This window comes from Aliidongia dinghuensis, assembly GCF_014643535.1.
In the GTDB taxonomy this organism is placed as follows: domain Bacteria; phylum Pseudomonadota; class Alphaproteobacteria; order ATCC43930; family CGMCC-115725; genus Aliidongia; species Aliidongia dinghuensis.
Map to the genome: position 1 here is coordinate 250,786 of NZ_BMJQ01000002.1, position 17,141 is coordinate 267,926.

Below are 17,141 nucleotides of genomic sequence, written 5' to 3' on the forward strand. Positions count from 1 at the left end.
CAGACGAGCGGTACCACGAGGACGGTTTCAGATGATCGCGTGGTCGATCAGGTAGCGGATGATGCTGTCCGCCGCCTCGCGCGCGGTCATGATGGAGGTGTTGACCCGGATGTCGGGCGCCTCCGGCGGTTCGTACGGGCTGTCGATGCCGGTGAAATGGGCGAGCTCGCCGCGCCGCGCCTTCTTGTAGAGGCCCTTCACGTCGCGCGCCTCGGCGATCTCGAGCGGCGTGTCGACGAAGATCTCGATGAATTCGCCCGGCTCGACGCGCTCGCGCGCCATCTGCCGCTCGGCGCGGAACGGCGAGATGAACGAGACCATGACGATGAGGCCCGCCTCGACCATCAGCTTGCCGACCTCGGCGACCCGGCGGATGTTCTCGACCCGGTCGGCGTCCGTGAAGCCCAGGTCCTTGTTCAAGCCGTGGCGCACATTGTCGCCGTCGAGCAGCGCCGTGTGCCGGCCGCGAGCGTAGAGATCCTGCTCGACCAGGTTGGCGATGGTCGACTTGCCGGCGCCGGAAAGGCCCGTGAACCATAGGATGCAGGGCTTCTGGCCCTTGAGCCGGGCCTGCGCCGTCTTGTCGATGTCGACCGGCTGCCAATGGACGTTCTGCGCGCGGCGGAGCCCGAAATGCAGCAGGCCCGCGCCGACCGTCTCGTTGGTCATCCGGTCGATCAGGATGAAACCGCCCAGCTCGCGGTTGTCGTCGTAGGCGTCGAAGGCGATCGGCCGGTCGAGCCCGATGTTGCAGATGCCGATCTCGTTCAAGGCCAGCGACTTCGCTGCCAGGTGTTCGAGCGTGTTGACGTTCACCTTGTACTTGGCCGAGGTGATCGTGCATTGCGCGGTGCTGGTGCCGAGCTTCAAGAGATAGGAACGGCCGGGCAGCATCGGCTCCTCGGCCATCCAGACGAGCGTCACCTCGAACTGATCGGCCGCCTCGGGCGGACGGGCGGCGTCGGCCAGCACGTCGCCGCGGCTGATGTCGATCTCGTCCGTGAGCGTGAGCGTCACCGACTGGCCTTCGACCGCCTCGTCGAGGTCGCCGTCGGCGGTCACGATGCGGGCGACCCGGCTCACGCGGCCGGACGGCACGACGCGGACCGGATCACCCGGCCGGATGCGGCCGGAGGCGACGAGGCCGCTGAAACCGCGGAAATCGAGGTTCGGGCGGTTGACCCATTGCACCGGCAGGCGGAACGGCCGGTCCGCCTTCGCTTCGGGCAGCGCCATCTCGTCGAGATAGGGCATGAGCGCCGGGCCCTGGTACCAGGGCATGCGCGGACTCTGCTCCGTGACATTGTCGCCGGCGAGCGCCGACAGCGGGATCGCGACGACGTCGTCGAGGCCGATCTGCCGGGCGAAGCTGGTGAAGTCGGCTACGATCCGCTCGTGGACCTCTTGCGAGAAATCGACGAGGTCCATCTTGTTGATCGCGAGCACGATCCGGCGGATGCCCAAGAGCGAGACCAGATAGGCATGGCGCCGGGTCTGGGTCAGCACGCCCTTGCGCGCATCGATCAGGATGACGGCGAGATCGGCGGTCGACGCCCCCGTCACCATGTTGCGCGTGTATTGCTCGTGGCCTGGCGTGTCGGCGACGATGAATTTGCGCCGCTCGGTCGCGAAGAAGCGGTAGGCGACGTCGATGGTGATGCCCTGCTCGCGCTCGGCCGCGAGCCCGTCGACGAGCAGCGCGAAATCGAGCGCGCCGCCCTGGGTCCCGACCTTCTTGCTGTCGGCTTCGAGGGCCGCCAGCTGGTCGTCGAACAGCATCTTCGATTCGTAGAGCAGCCGGCCGATCAGCGTCGACTTGCCGTCGTCGACGCTGCCGCAGGTGATGAAGCGCAGAAGATCGCGCTGGGGCGTCTGCGCCGGCGTCGGGCTCTGGGGCAGGGCTTCGGGCGCCATCAGAAATAGCCCTCCTGCTTCTTCTGCTCCATCGACGCGGCGGTGTCCTTGTCGATCATGCGGCCCTGGCGTTCGGAACTGGTCGCGGCCAGCATCTCATCGATGATCTTGTCGAGCGTGTCGGCTTCGCTCTCGATCGCGCCGGTCAGGGGATAGCAGCCGAGCGTGCGGAAGCGGACCCGGCGCAGCTCGGGCTCCTCGCCGGGCTCGAGCGGCATGCGGGCGTCGTCGACCATGATCCAGGTGCCGTCGCGGCGCACGACCGGGCGCTCCTTGGCGAAATAGAGCGGCACGATCGGGATGTTCTGTTCCTGGATATAGAGCCAGATGTCGAGCTCGGTCCAATTGGACAGCGGGAACACACGGAAGCTTTCGCCCTTGTGCTTGCGCGTGTTGTAGAGGTGCCAGAGTTCCGGCCGCTGATGCTTCGGGTCCCAGCGATGTTGGGCCGTGCGGAAGCTGAAGACGCGCTCCTTGGCGCGGCTCTTCTCCTCGTCGCGCCGGGCGCCGCCGAACGCCGCGTCGAAGCGCCCGTGGTCCAGCGCCTGCTTCAGCGCCTCGGTCTTCATGACGTGGGTGTGCCGCTCGGAGCCGTGGGTGAAGGGGCCGACGCCCTGGGCGAGCCCATCCGGATTGATATGGACGCGCAGGTCGAGCCCGTAGCGTTCCGCGATCTGGTCGCGGAACACGATCATTTCACGGAATTTCCATGTGGTATCGACATGCAGCAGCGGGAAGGGCGGCTTGCCCGGATAGAACGCTTTCAGGGCCAGGTGCAGCATAACGGCGCTGTCCTTGCCGATCGAATAGAGCATCACCGGGTTCTCGGCCTCGGCCACGACCTCCCGCATGATGTGGATGCTTTCCGCCTCCAGCCGCTGCAGGTGCGTAAGGCCGGCGGCCGGGAGCGTTTGGGCCGGAAGCGTTTGGACGGTAGCGGACTGCACCCTCTTTCCCTCTTCAGATCGACGGCTCCAACCGTCGGGGCGGGCACCATAAGCGATAAGCCGCCGTCGATCTGTAATTATTTCGCATGGCCGATATCAATATGTAGAACTTCGGTCAGGCGGGCGTCCCCGAGATGTAGTGCTGCAGTTGTTCGATCATGAAGCTCTGCTCGGAAATGATGTCCTTGACCAGGTCGCCGATCGAGATGAGCCCGACCAGCTTGCCGTTGTCGAGCACGGGCAGATGGCGCAGCCGGTTCTTGGTCATGAGCGCCATGCATTCTTCGGTGCTGGCCGACGGCGCCACATACATGACGGGGGAGGACATGACGTCCCCGACCGGCGTCTCGCGCGACGATCGGCCGGCCAGAATGATCTTCCGGGCATAGTCGCGCTCGGAGACGATGCCGCTGATCGTGTCTCCGTCCATGACGAGCAAGGCCCCGATGTTCTTCTCCGCCATCAGCGAGATCGCGTCGAACATCGATGTGCTCGGCGACACGTTGTAGACGGTCATGTCGGATTTCGACTGAAGGATATGGGCCACGTTCGTCATGGAATGCCTCCCCGATCTGTCGTGCCGCCGCGGCGTTGGAACCGGAATGATACCCGATCAAGCCATTTCTGTTGCAGCACTAGTTCACCACTGATGGCGCCGCAAAGCATCAGAAGACTTGGGGCCATCCGGGCCGTCGTCGCAAAAGTTGCAGGATTTTGCCGGCGGTTTTGTCTCTGGCGTTTGTGCCTTATGATCGTGGCGAGGGATGAAGGAGTATGCGATGAGCCGGGCCAGGGCATCTATAACGGTCCACGCTGAGAAGGAGACGGTCGCGGAAATCGACGCGCTTGCCGCCGCTACCGATCGTTCGCGCGACGATATCGTGAACCAGGCGCTTCAGCAGTATCTGGAAACCAATGCCTGGCAGGTCGAACGCATCCGGGAAGGCATTGCGGCTGCGGATGCCGGGCGCGTACGGCCGGCCGATGACGTGTTTGCAAGGATCTCGGCGAAACACGGCTGGTCGCGTTGAGGCGACTGGTCTTCGCGGAGCCGGCCGAACGGGATCTCGATGCTATTGTCGACTATGTCGCCGACGAGGATCCGGCGGCGGCAGAGAAGATCTACCGGGCGATCGTTGCCACATCCCGCCATCTTGCCGGCTTTCCCGACAGCGGCCGTCCGGGGCGCTTACCTGACACCCGCGAGTTTCCGGTCCCCTCCCAGCCCTATCTGATCGTCTATCGGGCGGAGGCGGAGGTCGTCACGATCCTGGCTGTGTTTCACGGTGCGCGCGATCTTGCCCGAGCCCTTGTCGCGCGACGCAAAGAATTGAAAGAATAGTCGGGAAGCCTGAGCCGACTGTTCCGACGAGCAGGCTCGACAAGCAAATTGGAGAAACACGCGTGGCCGACGGCAAGACTGCTTACGACTTCAGCTTCCGGACGCTCCAGGGCGAGCCGTTCGATCTTGTGCGCTTCAGGGGCCGGCCGCTCGTCGTGGTCAATACCGCGTCGAAATGCGGGTTCACGCCGCAATATGCCGGCCTCACCGAAGTCTGGCGGCGGCACAAGGACCAGGGGCTCGTGATCATCGGCGTGCCATCGAACGATTTCGGAGCCCAAGAGCCGGGCGAGGCCGACGAGATTGCCTCGTTCTGCGAGATCAATTACGGCGTCGATTTCCCGATGACGGAAAAGGTCCATGTGCGCGGGCCGGCGGCGCATCCGCTGTTCCGCTGGCTCGCGGCCGAGGGCGGCTTCTTCTCGCGGCCGCGCTGGAACTTCTACAAATACCTGATCGGCCGCGACGGGCGGCTCAAGACCTGGTTCTTGAGCCCGACCAAGCCCGACAGCGGCCGCTTCGACCGGGCCGTGCGCCGGGTGATCGGCCCGGGCGACGCCTGACTCGGCAAGATCAGGCCGTCTTGTCGCCGACCGGTTCGGGGCGGACGTAGCGCAGCGCCGCTACGGCCACCAGCCGCTTTGATCGGCCGGCCTCCCGTCTATGGCGTCCAGAGAACAGCGTGCTGGGCTCCGCTTGCGGTGCTCGCCACGCCTACCACCTCACCGCGGTTGTTGATCCCGAAAGCCTGGCTGAAGCTGCCGCCCGGGAGCGTGCCGAGGTCAGTCATTACCCCATTGTCAAACAAGAAAGCGTGGAGGGCTCCGCTTGCCGTGTCCGCCTCGCCAACCACTTGGCCGCGCTCGTTAATCCCCAGAGCCTGGCTGAAGCTGCCGCCCGGGAGCGTGCCGAGGTCAGTCATTATCCCATTGTCAAAGAAGAAAGCGTGCTGAGAGTTCGCGGTGTCCGATACACCCACCACCTGGCCGCGGTTGTTGATCCCGAAAGCCCGGCTGCTGCTCAAGCTAGCGCCCGAGAGCGTGCCGAGATCGGACATTACTCCATTTTCAAACAGAAAAGCGTGATAGGGTCCGGGCGAGATAATCGCCGATCCCACTATTTGGCCGCGGTCGTTAATCCCAAAAGCTGCGCTAAAGGAAGCACCGGGGAGCGAACCGGGAAGCACGGTCACCACCCCGTCTTCATATAGAAAAGCCGCCGTGAGTGGTCGACCGTGTCTCTCGCCAGTGTAGCCGACGATTTGGCCGCGATTGTTTATGCCGGTAGCAAAAGTGCGAGCATCACCAGGAATGATGTCCGTCATCACCCCGTTTTCAAATAGAAAAGCGTCCTGGATTGTGCTGTGGGTATTCGAACTGCCGACCACTTGGCCTGGCTCGTTGATCCCGAACGCGGCACTGCTGCCACCGAGCGTGCCGAGGTCGGTCATCACCCCCTTTTCAAACAAGAAGGCATGCGAAACTCCGTTCGCGGTGTCCGCTTGGCCCACCACTTGTCCGCGATCGTTGATGCCGGCCGCCTGGCTCGAGGTGCCGCCGAGCGTGCCTAGGTCCTGTATGGCGAAACTTTGGCCGGCGGCAGGATGGAACGCGGAAAGGGCCAACAGGGCGAAAACCGTCAGCGCGCGGCGGGCGTAGTCGCGCCCCCCGCTCAATCGCTCGCGTGCGTAGGGCATCATGAACCCCTTTTCTAGAGCATGACCTATGTCGAGATCGGCATCGTGGGTGTAAGCGCGACGCTTGCCACGTGCCAGCGGGCGTCTGTCCCGTGGAAAACTGCACCGGCTACATTTGGATTCAGGTCTGCGCGTTCAGAGTAACTGTAGCAGTAATCGTTACTAGAAATAATCTCAAATAAATTTGTGGAAACAATCAGAAATTGTCCGATGGTGTACTTATATAATTGGTAGTTACTTCGCGTATATTCAGAGATGTATCGGATATTGTTCACTACCTTGAAGTGCTGTACGTAAGTGTAATTAGTAATTCTGGTTGTTAATGATAATTTTCAGCAATGATCGCGGGAAGTCGCGGATTTCCGCCGGGACCGCCTGTCGGGCGTGGCGCCCGCGGTTGTGCGCGCGAGGCAGGATCGCCGTAACCACCCTGGTCGCGGCCACGCGCGACCTTGCGGTAGCAGGCGGGATCCCCGCGCGGAATCGCCCGGCGTCGCACCAGCTTCCGCCGGTCTATCGACTGAGCTTCTGTGCTTCGAAACCGGCGTCCGGCCTCAGGCCTGCACGCCTTCCACGTACCAGTCCTGCTTCTGGAGTTCCTCGTCCGTCGGTTTGGCGCCGGCCGCAATGCGGGCCTTGCCCTTGTTATCGCTGACCGGTCCGGTGAAGGGATGCAGCGTGCCGGCGACGATGCCGGCCTTGGTCGTGTCCGCCGCCTTGCGCGCCTCATCGGTGACGCCGGGGCCATAGGCCGCGAGCTGGACGATGCCTTCCTTGAGGCCCTCCCAGACGCTCTGCTCCTTCCAGCTGCCGTCCATCGCCGCCTTGGTGCGGGCGATGTAATAGTCGCCCCAGTTGTTGACGATCGCCGACAGCTGGGCATTGGGCCCGAACTGCTTCATGTCGGAATCCTGGCCGAAGGCATGGACGCCGCGCGCTTCGGCGGTCTGCACGATGGCCGAGCTGTCGGTGTGGGTGCATAGGATGTCGGCGCCCTGGTCGATGAGCGACTTCGCGGCATCCGCCTCCTTGCCCGGGTCGAACCAGGAATTGACCCAGATGACCTTGACCTTGATCGCCGGGTTGACCTTGCGGGCGGCGAGCGTGAAGGCGTTGATGCCCATCACGACCTCGGGGATCGGGAACGAGCCGACGTAGCCCACGATGCCCGATTTCGAGACATGGCCGGCGATCGTGCCGCAGACGGCGCGGCCCTCGTAGAAGCGGCCGTTGTATTCGGCGACGTTGGGCGCGGTCTTGTAGCCGGTCGCCTGCTCGAACTTCACCGCCGGGAACTGCTTTGCCACCTTGAGCGCCGAGTTCATGAAGCCGAACGAGGTCGAGAAGATCAGCTGGTTGCCGGCCGAGGCCAGCTGGCGGATGACCCGTTCGGAGTCCGGCCCCTCGGCGACATTCTCGACGAAGCTCGTCTTCACCTGGTCGCCAAGCTTGGCCTCGACCGCCTTCCTCGCCTGGTCGTGCTGGTAGCTCCAGCCGAAATCGCCGACGGGGCCGACATAGAGGAAGCCGACCTGGAACGGCCCGGCGGCGCGTGCCGGCAGGATGCGGGAGGCGAGCGCAGCGCTCCCAAGTGCGGCCGAACCCAGGAGAAAGCGGCGGCGGTCGACGGTGTTCGGCATGGCAGGTCCTTATCGATGGTTCATGATCGATGCTTCATGCGGGCGGCCGGAACGGCTTGCCGAGGCAGGCCGGCGGGCTGAAGCGGCGGCGGAACGGGCCGGAGGAGATCAGGGTCAGGACCAGGATCGTCCCCAGGTACGGCAACATGGAAAGCAATTGCGGCGGGATCGGCAAGAGGCCGCTGCCCTGCAGGTAGAGCTGCAGTACCGTGACGCCGCCGAAGAGATAGGCGCCGCCCGCCGCCCGCCACGGCCGCCAGGCCGCGAACACGACGATGGCGAGCGCAATCCAGCCGCGCCCGGCGGTCATGTTCTCGACCCACATCGGCGTATAGGCGAGCGATAGGTAGGCGCCGCCGAGGCCGGCCATGGCGCCGCCGAACAGGATCGCCAGGAAGCGGATGCGCAATACCGGATAGCCGATCGAATGGGCCGAGAGATCTGCCTCGCCGACCGCGCGGAGCACGAGGCCCGCCCGCGTCGATCTCAGGAACCAGGCGACGGCCGCGACCGCGAAGACGGCGAAATAGACGAGCGCGTCCTGCTCGAACAGCTTGCCGAGGATCGGCAAGGTGCTGAGGCCGGGCAGCATGAGCTTGGGGAGCGCCGGCACCGGCTCGCCGGTAAAGCCGGTGCCGATGAGCGCGCTCAAGCCCGTGCCGAAGATGGTGAGCGCCAGGCCGGTCGCGACCTGGTTGCTCATGAGCGTCAGCACCAGGAAGCCGAAGACCGCGGCCAGGCCCATGCCGGCCAGAATGGCGGCGAGGAGGGCCAAGGCGTGGCTGCCGGTCAGCGCCATCGCGGCGAAGCCCGAAACGGCGCCGGTCAGCATCATGCCTTCGACGCCGAGGTTGAGCACGCCGGCGCGCTCGACGACCAGTTCGCCGATCGCCGCCAGAAGGAGCGGGGTGGCGGCGGTGAGCGTGGTCGCCAGCAGCGAGACGAGCGTGTCGGGGCTCATGCCGCGGCTCCGGCCGGGCGCACGAGCTTGAGGCGATAGCGCACCAGGAAGTCGGAGGCGAGCAGCACGAACAGCAGCAGGCCTTGCACCACGCCGGTCACCGCCTTGGGCAATCCCACCAGCACCTGCGCGTTCTCGCCGCCGATGTAGGAGAGGGCGACGACGAGCGCCGCCGGGATGATGCCCAAGGGATGCAGGCGCCCGAGAAACGCAACGATGATCGCCGTGAAGCCGTAGCCGGGCGTGATCTCCGGGATGATCTGGCCGATCGGCCCCGCGACCTCGATGAGGCCGGCCAAGCCCGCGAGCCCGCCGCTGGCAAGCAGCGTCAGCCAGATCGTCCGGTCCGTGCCGAAGCCGGCATAGCGCGCCGCCGCGGGCGAGGCGCCGACCGTGCGGATGCGGAAGCCTGTAAGCGTCCGGGTCATGACGAACCAGGCGACGAGCGTCAGGCCGAGGGCGATCGCCGTGCCGGTGTGGAGCCGCGTGCCGTCGACGAGGATGCCCAGCGTCTCGTCGTCGTTGAACAGGCGCGACTGCGGGAAGTTCATGCCCTCGGGATCGCGCCAGGGGCCGTAGACCAGCAGGTTCAGGAACAGCGAGGCGACATAAGTCAGCATCAGGCTGGTCAGGATCTCGCTGACCGCGAAGCGCACGCGCAGGAAGGCGGGGATCGCGGCCCAGGCCATGCCGCCTGCGATCCCGGCCAGCATCATGAGCGGCAGAATCCAGGGGCCCGACAGGTCCCAGCAGGCAAGCGCCACGCCGCCGCCGGCGACGGCGCCCATGATGAGCTGCCCCTCGGCACCGATGTTGGAGACGCCGGCACGGAACGCGATCGCGAGGCCGGCCGCGATCATGAGCAGGGGTGCTCCCTTCACGCCCAGCTCGGTCAAGCCATTGAGACTCGTGAGCGGCGAGACGAAGAACGCCATGAAGCTCTGCCCGGCATTATGGCCGAGCGCGGCGAAGAGCGCGGTCGCGATCGCCATGGTGAATGCCAGCGCCAGGAGCGGTGTCGCGGTCCAGAGCAGGCGCGACGGCTCGGCGCGCGGCTCGACAGAGAGCCTCACGATGCCGCCTCCGCACTGACGCCGCCCATCAGCAGGCCCAGATGTTCGATCGACAGGCCCTCGACCGGCAGGGCCGGCGACAGTTCACCGCCGTGCAGCACGGCGATCCGGTCGGCGAGCAGCAACAGCTCGTCCAGGTCCTGCGAGATCACGACGATGGCGCTGCCGGCCTCGGCGAGCGCCACCAGCGCTTGATGGATCGCGGCCGCGGCATTCGCATCGACGCCCCAGGTCGGCTGTGCCACCACCAGCACGTCCGGCTGCTGCGCCAGCTCGCGGCCGATGATGAATTTCTGCAGGTTACCGCCCGACAGCGTCGCGGCCGCAGCGGCGGGGCCTCCCGCCCGCACGTCGCGTTCGGCGATGATGCGTTCGGTGAGCGCCCGCGCCCGCTCCTGCCGGACGAGTCCGCCCCGGCCGACGAGGCCGGCCCGGTCGTGGGCGGTCAGGAACGTGTTGTCGATCAGGCTGAAGCCCGGCACGGCGGCATGGCCGTTGCGCTCCTCGGGCACAGAACACAGGCCGTGCTGGCGGCGCCAGGCGGCGTCGTGTTGCCCCATCGGCTTGCTGTCGAGCAGCAGGGCGTCCGCGCGTACCGCCGGCCGCTCGCCGCCGAGTGCCTGCTGCAGTTCGCCCTGGCCGTTGCCGGCGACCCCCGCGATGCCCAGGATCTCGCCGGCATGGAGCGTGAAGCGGATGCCGCGGAGCGTCACGCCGTGCGGGTCGGCCGCCGGCAGGTCGAGGTTAGCGACCTCGAGCCGCACAGGACCCATGGGCCGGCCGGCGCGCGGCGAGACCTCGCGCAACCCGGCGCCGACCATCATCTGCGCCATCTCGCGCACCGGCGTTTCGGCGGGGATGCAGCGGCCCACGACCCGACCGCCGCGCAACACCGTCGCCCGGTCGCAGAGTGCCTGGATCTCGGCCAGCTTGTGGCTGATGTAGAGGATGGCGCAGCCCTCGGCCGCAAGCTGGCGCAGCGTGCGGAACAGTGCCTCGGCCTCCTGCGGCGTCAGCACCGACGTCGGCTCGTCGAGGATCAGCAGCCGCGGCGCCTGCAGCAGGCAGCGCACGATCTCGATGCGCTGGCGCTCGCCGATCGACAGCGTGTCGACGATGCGCGCCGGATCGAGCGGCAAGCCGTAGGCACGGCTGACCTCGCGCACCCGGGCCGCGAGCCGGTCGGCGCGCTCCGGATGGTCGAGGCCGAGCGATACGTTCTCGAGCACGCTCATCGCCTCGAACAGCGAGAAGTGCTGGAACACCATGCCGATGCCGAGCGCGCGTGCGGCGCGTGGCGAGGTGATCGGCATCACGGCGCCATCCCAGCGGATCTCGCCCGCGTCGGCGGCGAGCAGGCCATAGAGGATCTTGACCAGGGTCGACTTGCCGGCGCCGTTCTCGCCCAAGAGCGCATGGATCTCGCCGGGCGCCACTTCGAGGTCGATGTCGGCGTTGGCCGCGAGGTCGCCGAACCGCTTGCTGATGCCGCGGATAGAGAGGCGCGGGACGACCGTCTCCGGCCCGCCGCCGCTCATCGCAGCCCCTCGGCATGGCTCGACCTCGACCTCACCCATTCCCCCGCTCTGCCCCCTTCGAACGCGGCGCCATATTGTCATCGTCGCAGGATCCATGCCAGCGGGGGCATTCGGGCCTGGGCTTGCCTCGCGACCGTCCGATCAGCGCCAATCGTCCTTCCCCTATCGTCATGGCCGGGCTTGACGACGGAGATGACGGAAGGGTGCCGCTTCTGACTTCAGTACGGGCAGTCTGCCCACTGCGGGTGCCGCAACTCCACCCGTTGCCGAATCGGCAACGGGTGATGCTTTTCATTTTCATGGACGGCAGCGCCCAATCGCGCAGAATGGCGGGATGACGCCTTTCGATGAGACCCGCCCCATGAGCCTCGAAACCCTCGAACGTCGCGTACGGCAGGAACTGGAGTTCCTTGGCTACCCCTCGCGCGGCTGGGTGCCGGAGACGGTGCGTGCGGGCGAGCCTGTGCCGGACGTGCTGATCGTCGGCGGCGGCCAGGCGGGGCTGGCCGCCGCCTTCGGCCTGCGCCGCGAACGGATCACCCGGGTCGAGGTGCTGGATGCGAAGCCGGCGGGGCTCGAAGGACCCTGGGTCGATTTCGCCCGCATGATCACGCTCCGGACGCCAAAGCACGTGACCGGCCCGGACCTGGGCCTGCCCAGCCTCTCACCGCGCGCCTGGTTCGAGGCGCGCTACGGTGCCGATGCCTGGGCCAAGCTCGGCAAGATCGACCGGCGCGACTGGCAGGATTATCTCGTCTGGTATCGCCGGGTGCTCGACCTGCCGGTCCGGAACGGCGTGCGCGTGACGGCGATCCGGCCGGACGGCGACCTGCTCGCCGCCGAGCTCGATACCGGCGAGACCCGCTACGCGCGCCGGATCGTGCTCGCGACCGGCATCGAAGGCGGCGGGCGCTGGCAGATCCCGTCGTTCGTCTCGGACCACCTGCCGCGGGAGCGCTATGCTCATACCGCCGAGGCGATCGATTTCGCGGCCCTCCGCGGCAAGCGCGTCGGCGTGCTGGGCGGCGGCGCTTCAGCCTTCGACAATGCGGCGACGGCACTCGAGGCGGGCGCCGCCGCGGTCGACCTCTGCGTCCGGCGGACGGAACTGCCGCGGATCAATCCCTATCGCTGGATGGAGAACGCCGGCTATCTCGGCCATTTCGCGGACCTGCCGGACCCGATCCGCTGGCGCATGACGCGCCGGATCTTCGACATGAACCAGCCGCCGCCGCAGGACACGCTCTGGCGCTGCCAGGTCTTCGACGGGTTCAGGCTCCACACCGGCTGCCCCTGGACCCGCGTCGAGATGGCGGGCGAGGCGATCCGGGTCGAGACGCCGGACCGGACCTTCACGTTCGATTTCCTCATCATCGGCACGGGCTTCACCGTCGACCTGGCGCTCAGGCCGGCGCTCAGCGGCCTTGCCCCGCACATCGCGACCTGGGCCGACCGCTATCGGCCGCCCGAGGGCGAGGCACACGCGGCGCTGGCGCAATTCCCGTACCTGGCGCCGGACTGCTCCTTCACCGCGAAGTTGCCGGGCAGCCATCCGTATCTCGGCCATATCCACGACTTCACTTTCGCTACCATGCCAAGCGTGGGGCTGGCCGGCGGATCGATCAGCGGGCTCAAGTATGGCGTCCAGCGGCTGGTTGCCGGCATCGCGAAATCGCTGTTCACGGAGGATGCCGAGGCTCATTGCGCGGCGCTCATGGCCTATGCGGAGCCGGAGCTCATCCATCTCGACGGTCCGCCGCCCGAACTGACGGATACCCGACTGACGGATACCCGACTGGCGGACGCCCGATGAAGCGGCCGATCCACTATCGCTCCATGGGCTATTTCGATGCGGTCCGGCGCTACGGCTCGATCCGCGAGGCGGCGCGCCGGCTCGACGTCGCGGCCTCTGCGGTCAATCGGCAGATCCTGAAGTTCGAGGGCGAGGTCGGCCTGCCGCTGTTCGAGCGGCTGGCGGACGGCATGAAGCTGACGCCGGCCGGCGAGATCTTCGCGCGCCACGCGATCGCCGTGCTGCAGGACGAGAAGCGCGCCGCGAGCGAACTCGACGCGCTCAAGGGCCTGCGCCGCGGCGAGATCAGCATGATCGCGGTCGAGTCGCTCAATGCGGCGTTCCTGCCGGCGCTGATCGAGCGCATGGTCACGAAATACCCGGGCATCGCGCTCAAGGTGCGCACTGCGGGCTCGAACTCGATCCCGTCGGCCCTCGCCGCCGGCGATGCGGATCTGGGCCTGGCATTCTCGCTTTATCACCACCCGGAACTGACCCAGGTTGCGGTCGGCCGCTTCCGCCTGGGCGCCGTCATGCGGCCGGACCATGCGCTGGCACGCGAGGCGCAGGTGACCTTTCCTCAGTGCGTGCGCTACCCGCTCGTCCTGCCGAGCGCCGATCTCTCGATCCATACGCTGCTCGAGCCGCAGCTCAGGCGCTTTCGCGGCAAGCTCGAGACGTTGGTCGAGGCGAGCTCGATCGAGCTGATCAAGAATCTGACGCTGCGGCTCGGCGCCATCGCGTTCCAGTCGCGCATCGGACTCGAGGCGGAGCTTGCGAGCGGCCGGCTCGTCCACGTGCCGTTGCATGGCGCCGGCGTGCTCACGACGGAACTGGGTGTATATTTACGCGAGGGACGGGCCTTGCCGGTGGCACTCGATGCCTTTATCGCGCTGGTGCGCGACGAGTTGTCATTGCTAGAGCGCCAAGATGCCGCGGCGTGACCGTCTAGTGCCTGACTGTCTGATGCCGGGGCGCCCGATGCCCAAAAGGCGGGAGAAACCCGCCGAGGAAGGAAAGTTTTACTGAATGTCGCTCATCGACACGTCCGAACCGCGTCCGGTTCCGACCCGTTTCACCGAAGCGGCCGCGGCTCTCGCCCAGGTCCGCGCGATCTACGAGGCGCAGTCCGCCTATCTCACACGCCGGTTCGAGGAGTATGTCCAGGGCGCGGACCTGCCGCGCCGGGTCCGCGCGTTCTATCCCTATGTCGAGATCTCGACCACGAGCCACGCCCGGCTCGACAGCCGCCTCTCCTACGGCTTCGTGCTGGCGCCCGGCACCTATCGCGCGACGCTGACCCGGCCCGACCTGTTCGGCGACTATTACCTGAAGCAGTTCGAGCTTCTGCTGCAGAACCACAAGGTGCCGCTCGAGGTCGGCCTGTCGAACCGGCCGATCCCGATCCATTTCGCGCTCGGCGAGAACATGCATCCGGAGGCGAACCTTGATCCCGCGCGGCTCGAGCTGGTCGGCGACTTCTTCGATCTGCCGGAGCTGACCTACGTCGATGACGCGGTGCCGAACGGCACCTATTTCCTGCCGACGGCGAACCGCCAGCCGCTGGCCCTGTTCACCGCCGCGCGCGTCGACCTGTCGCTGCAGCGCTTGCGCCACTATACGGCGACCAATCCCGAGCATTTCCAGCAGTTCGTGCTGTTCACGAACTACCAGTTCTACGTCGACGAGTTCGTGCGGCTCGGCCACGCCATGATGCAGGACGGGGCCGGGCACGGCTACACGGCGTTTGTCGAACCCGGCAACCTCACGACGCCGAACCGGGTGCTCGATCCCAAGGCCGAGGCGACCGGCACTCGGCCGCCGCGCCAGCCGCAGATGCCGGCTTATCACCTGAAGCGCGCCGACGGCGCCGGCATCACGCTCATCAACATCGGCGTCGGTCCCTCCAACGCCAAGACGATCACCGACCATGTCGCGGTGCTCCGGCCGCATGCCTGGCTGATGCTGGGCCATTGCGCGGGGCTGAGGGGCTCGCAGAAGCTCGGCGACTATGTGCTGGCGCACGCCTATGTGCGCGACGACCATGTGCTGGACGACGCGCTGCCGACCTGGGTCCCGCTGCCGGCACTCGCCGAGGTGCAGCAGGCGCTGGAGAGCGCCGTTGCCAGCGTCGCCGGCGTCAGCGGCTACGGCCTCAAGTCGTTGATGCAGACCGGCACGGTCGCCACCACCGATGACCGGAACTGGGAGCTCAAGGACCAGAAGGAGCTGGTCGCCCGTTTCAACCTGTCGCGCGCCATAGCACTCGACATGGAATCGGCGACGATCGCCGCCAACGGCTACCGCTTCCGCGTGCCCTACGGCACGCTGCTCTGCATCTCGGACAAGCCGATGCACGGCAACCTGAAGCTGCCTGGCATGGCCGACCGGTTCTACCGGGAGCGAGTCGACCAGCACCTGAGGATCGGCGTGCTGGCCATGGAGATGCTGCGCAACGAATGGCTGGAGCGGCTGCATAGCCGCAAGCTCAGAAGCTTCGCGGAGACGGCATTCCGATGACGCTCGGCCGCGACGACCTGAAACGGCGGATCGACCAGGCGCGGGGGAGCCGCGAGGCCGACCTCGTCGTCAAGAACACGCGCATGCTCGACATGGCGACGGGCGAGATCGTGCGCACCGACATCGCCGTGTGCGGCGATGTCATCGTCGGTACTTATGATCTCGACTATCGGGGCCGGCAGGAGATCGACGGCAGCCGATATTTCGCCGTGCCCGGCTTCATCGATACCCACGTCCATCCGGAATCGACGCTGGTGCTGCCCGACCAGTTCGACCGGCTGCTCTTGGGCCGCGGCACGACGACGGCGATTGCCGACCCGCACGAGATCGCGAACGTGCTGGGCACACCGGGCCTCGAGTATTTCATTGCGGCTGCCGGCGTGCTCGCCATGGACTTGCGCATCAACCTCGCCTCCTGCGTGCCGGCGACGCCGCTCGAGACCTCGGGCGCCCGGCTCGACGCGGCGGCGCTCGTAGCCCTCCGCGGCCGGCCGCAAGTGCTGGGCCTCGCCGAGTTCATGAATTTTCCGGGCGTGCTCGCCAAGACCGACGAGGTGCTGGACAAGCTGGTCGCGTTCCAGGACGGCCATATCGACGGCCATGCGCCGCTCTTGGGCGGCCGCGACCTCAACGCCTATCTTTCCTGCGGCATCCGCAACTGCCACGAATCGACCAGCCTGGCCGAGGCGGGCGAGAAGCTCCGCAAGGGCATGCAGGTGCTGATCCGCGACGGCAGCGTCACGCGCGACGTCCATGCGCTGGCGCCGCTCATCGACATCACCCACTCGCCGTTCCTGGGCTTCTGCACCGACGACCGCACACCGCTGCACATCGTCGAGGACGGCCATCTCGACCATCTGATCCGCACGGCGATCGCCAAGGGCCGGCCGGCCCACGCGGTCTATCGGGCGGCGACCTGGTCGGCGGCGAACCATTTCGGGCTCAAGGATCGCGGCATCCTGGCACCCGGGCGGCTCGCCGACATCGTGCTGCTCGACGATCTCGACAGCTGCGCGGTCGCCCGGGTCATCCGTGCCGGCCGGCCGGTCGGGCCGGAGACCTTCGCGGGCCGCCGGCTGCCGCCGGCCGTCGGATACGGCTCGGTCAAGCGCGCGCCGGTGAGTGCCACCGATTTCGCGGTGCCGTGCGGGGGGCCGACCGGCCCGGTCATCGGGCTTAGGGTCAACCAGATCGTGACTGACGCGCTGACGCTCGCGCTGCCTTATCGCGCGGGGGAGCGACATCCGGACCCGGCGCAGGACGTCGCCAAGGTCGCAGTGCTGGAGCGGCATGGCCGGAACGGCAATATCGGCCGCGGCTTCGTCAAGGGGTTCGGCCTCACGGGCGGCGCGCTCGCCTCGTCGATCGGCCATGACGCGCACAACATCATCACGGTCGGGCTCGACGACGCCGACATGGCGCTCGCGGTCAACCGGCTGATCGAACTGCAGGGCGGCTTTGTTGCGGTGCGCGATGGCCGCGTGCTGGCCGAGCTGGCGCTGCCGGTCGCAGGCCTCATGAGCGACCAGTCGGCCGAAGATGTGGAGGCGGATCTCCGCCATCTGCGTGCCGCCGTGCGCGACCTCGGCTGCCAACTCGCCGAGCCGTTCGTCCAGATGGCGTTCCTGCCGCTGTCGGTCATCCCGCACCTGAAGATCACCGACCACGGCCTGATCGACGTCGATCGCTTCCAGGTGATCGGGCTCGACGGTTAGGGC

Annotated in this window: 15 protein-coding genes; 7 read left to right on the top strand and 8 right to left on the bottom strand. The window is 66.8% G+C overall.

Annotated elements, in window-relative coordinates; all coding sequences use genetic code 11:
- Window positions 1-27 precede the first annotated feature (27 nt).
- From cysN to IEY58_RS04570, 3 genes are all read right to left on the bottom strand, one after another.
- Window positions 28-1,914, bottom strand: coding sequence for a sulfate adenylyltransferase subunit CysN (gene cysN / locus IEY58_RS04560; protein ID WP_189042963.1), 1,887 nt, complete (start codon window positions 1,912-1,914; stop codon window positions 28-30).
- Window positions 1,914-2,861, bottom strand: a complete 948-nt coding sequence (gene cysD, locus IEY58_RS04565; protein WP_189042965.1) for a sulfate adenylyltransferase subunit CysD — start codon at window positions 2,859-2,861, stop codon at window positions 1,914-1,916. The genes cysN and cysD overlap by 1 nt, the downstream gene beginning before the upstream one ends.
- Before the next feature lie 115 nt (window positions 2,862-2,976).
- Window positions 2,977-3,417, bottom strand: a complete 441-nt coding sequence (locus IEY58_RS04570; RefSeq protein ID WP_189042967.1) for a CBS domain-containing protein — start codon at window positions 3,415-3,417, stop codon at window positions 2,977-2,979.
- A 223-nt stretch (window positions 3,418-3,640) separates the two neighbouring features.
- Here IEY58_RS04570 and IEY58_RS04575 point away from each other — a divergent pair, with 223 nt between their 5' ends.
- The 3 genes from IEY58_RS04575 (at window position 3,641) to IEY58_RS04585 (ending at window position 4,766) form a co-directional block, all read left to right on the top strand.
- Window positions 3,641-3,892 carry a CopG family ribbon-helix-helix protein gene (locus tag IEY58_RS04575; protein ID WP_189042969.1) on the top strand — a complete coding sequence of 84 codons (252 nt, stop codon included), beginning with the start codon at window positions 3,641-3,643 and terminating at the stop codon, window positions 3,890-3,892.
- Window positions 3,889-4,203: a type II toxin-antitoxin system RelE/ParE family toxin gene (locus tag IEY58_RS04580; RefSeq protein ID WP_189042971.1), complete on the top strand. Its 315-nt coding sequence runs from the start codon at window positions 3,889-3,891 to the stop codon at window positions 4,201-4,203. Before IEY58_RS04575 ends, IEY58_RS04580 begins: the two co-directional genes overlap by 4 nt.
- Before the next feature lie 62 nt (window positions 4,204-4,265).
- Entirely contained in the window at window positions 4,266-4,766 is a 501-nt protein-coding gene (locus IEY58_RS04585) for a glutathione peroxidase (RefSeq protein ID WP_189042973.1), read from the top strand.
- A gap of 98 nt (window positions 4,767-4,864) precedes the next feature.
- On the opposite strand, the gene IEY58_RS04590 is transcribed toward IEY58_RS04585, so the two are convergent.
- The 5 genes from IEY58_RS04590 to IEY58_RS04610 form a co-directional block, all read right to left on the bottom strand.
- A complete protein-coding gene (locus IEY58_RS04590) occupies window positions 4,865-5,902 on the bottom strand; it encodes a DUF3466 family protein (protein WP_229743484.1) in 1,038 nt (345 codons plus the stop codon).
- Window positions 5,903-6,453: 551 nt separating this feature from the next.
- Window positions 6,454-7,539, bottom strand: a complete 1,086-nt coding sequence (locus IEY58_RS04595; protein WP_189042975.1) for a BMP family ABC transporter substrate-binding protein — start codon at window positions 7,537-7,539, stop codon at window positions 6,454-6,456.
- 34 nt (window positions 7,540-7,573) lie between these two features.
- Window positions 7,574-8,500 carry an ABC transporter permease gene (locus tag IEY58_RS04600; protein ID WP_189042977.1) on the bottom strand — a complete coding sequence of 309 codons (927 nt, stop codon included), beginning with the start codon at window positions 8,498-8,500 and terminating at the stop codon, window positions 7,574-7,576.
- Window positions 8,497-9,573, bottom strand: a complete 1,077-nt coding sequence (locus tag IEY58_RS04605; RefSeq protein ID WP_308422387.1) for an ABC transporter permease — start codon at window positions 9,571-9,573, stop codon at window positions 8,497-8,499. The genes IEY58_RS04600 and IEY58_RS04605 overlap by 4 nt, the downstream gene beginning before the upstream one ends.
- A complete protein-coding gene (locus tag IEY58_RS04610) occupies window positions 9,570-11,150 on the bottom strand; it encodes an ABC transporter ATP-binding protein (protein WP_229743485.1) in 1,581 nt (526 codons plus the stop codon). Before IEY58_RS04610 ends, IEY58_RS04605 begins: the two co-directional genes overlap by 4 nt.
- Before the next feature lie 322 nt (window positions 11,151-11,472).
- On the opposite strand from IEY58_RS04610, the gene IEY58_RS04615 reads away from it, so the two are divergent.
- The 4 genes from IEY58_RS04615 (at window position 11,473) to ade (ending at window position 17,138) form a co-directional block, all read left to right on the top strand.
- The gene (locus IEY58_RS04615; RefSeq protein ID WP_229743486.1) at window positions 11,473-12,924 is read left to right on the top strand and encodes an NAD(P)-binding domain-containing protein; all 1,452 of its coding nucleotides are present in this window, start codon (window positions 11,473-11,475) and stop codon (window positions 12,922-12,924) included.
- Window positions 12,921-13,847, top strand: coding sequence for a LysR family transcriptional regulator (locus IEY58_RS04620; protein ID WP_189042981.1), 927 nt, complete (start codon window positions 12,921-12,923; stop codon window positions 13,845-13,847). The genes IEY58_RS04615 and IEY58_RS04620 overlap by 4 nt, the downstream gene beginning before the upstream one ends.
- Window positions 13,848-13,932: 85 nt before the next feature.
- Window positions 13,933-15,423, top strand: a complete 1,491-nt coding sequence (locus IEY58_RS04625; RefSeq protein WP_189042983.1) for an AMP nucleosidase — start codon at window positions 13,933-13,935, stop codon at window positions 15,421-15,423.
- Window positions 15,420-17,138, top strand: coding sequence for an adenine deaminase (gene ade / locus IEY58_RS04630; RefSeq protein WP_189042984.1), 1,719 nt, complete (start codon window positions 15,420-15,422; stop codon window positions 17,136-17,138). Before IEY58_RS04625 ends, ade begins: the two co-directional genes overlap by 4 nt.
- The last annotated feature ends 3 nt before the right edge of the window (window positions 17,139-17,141 follow it).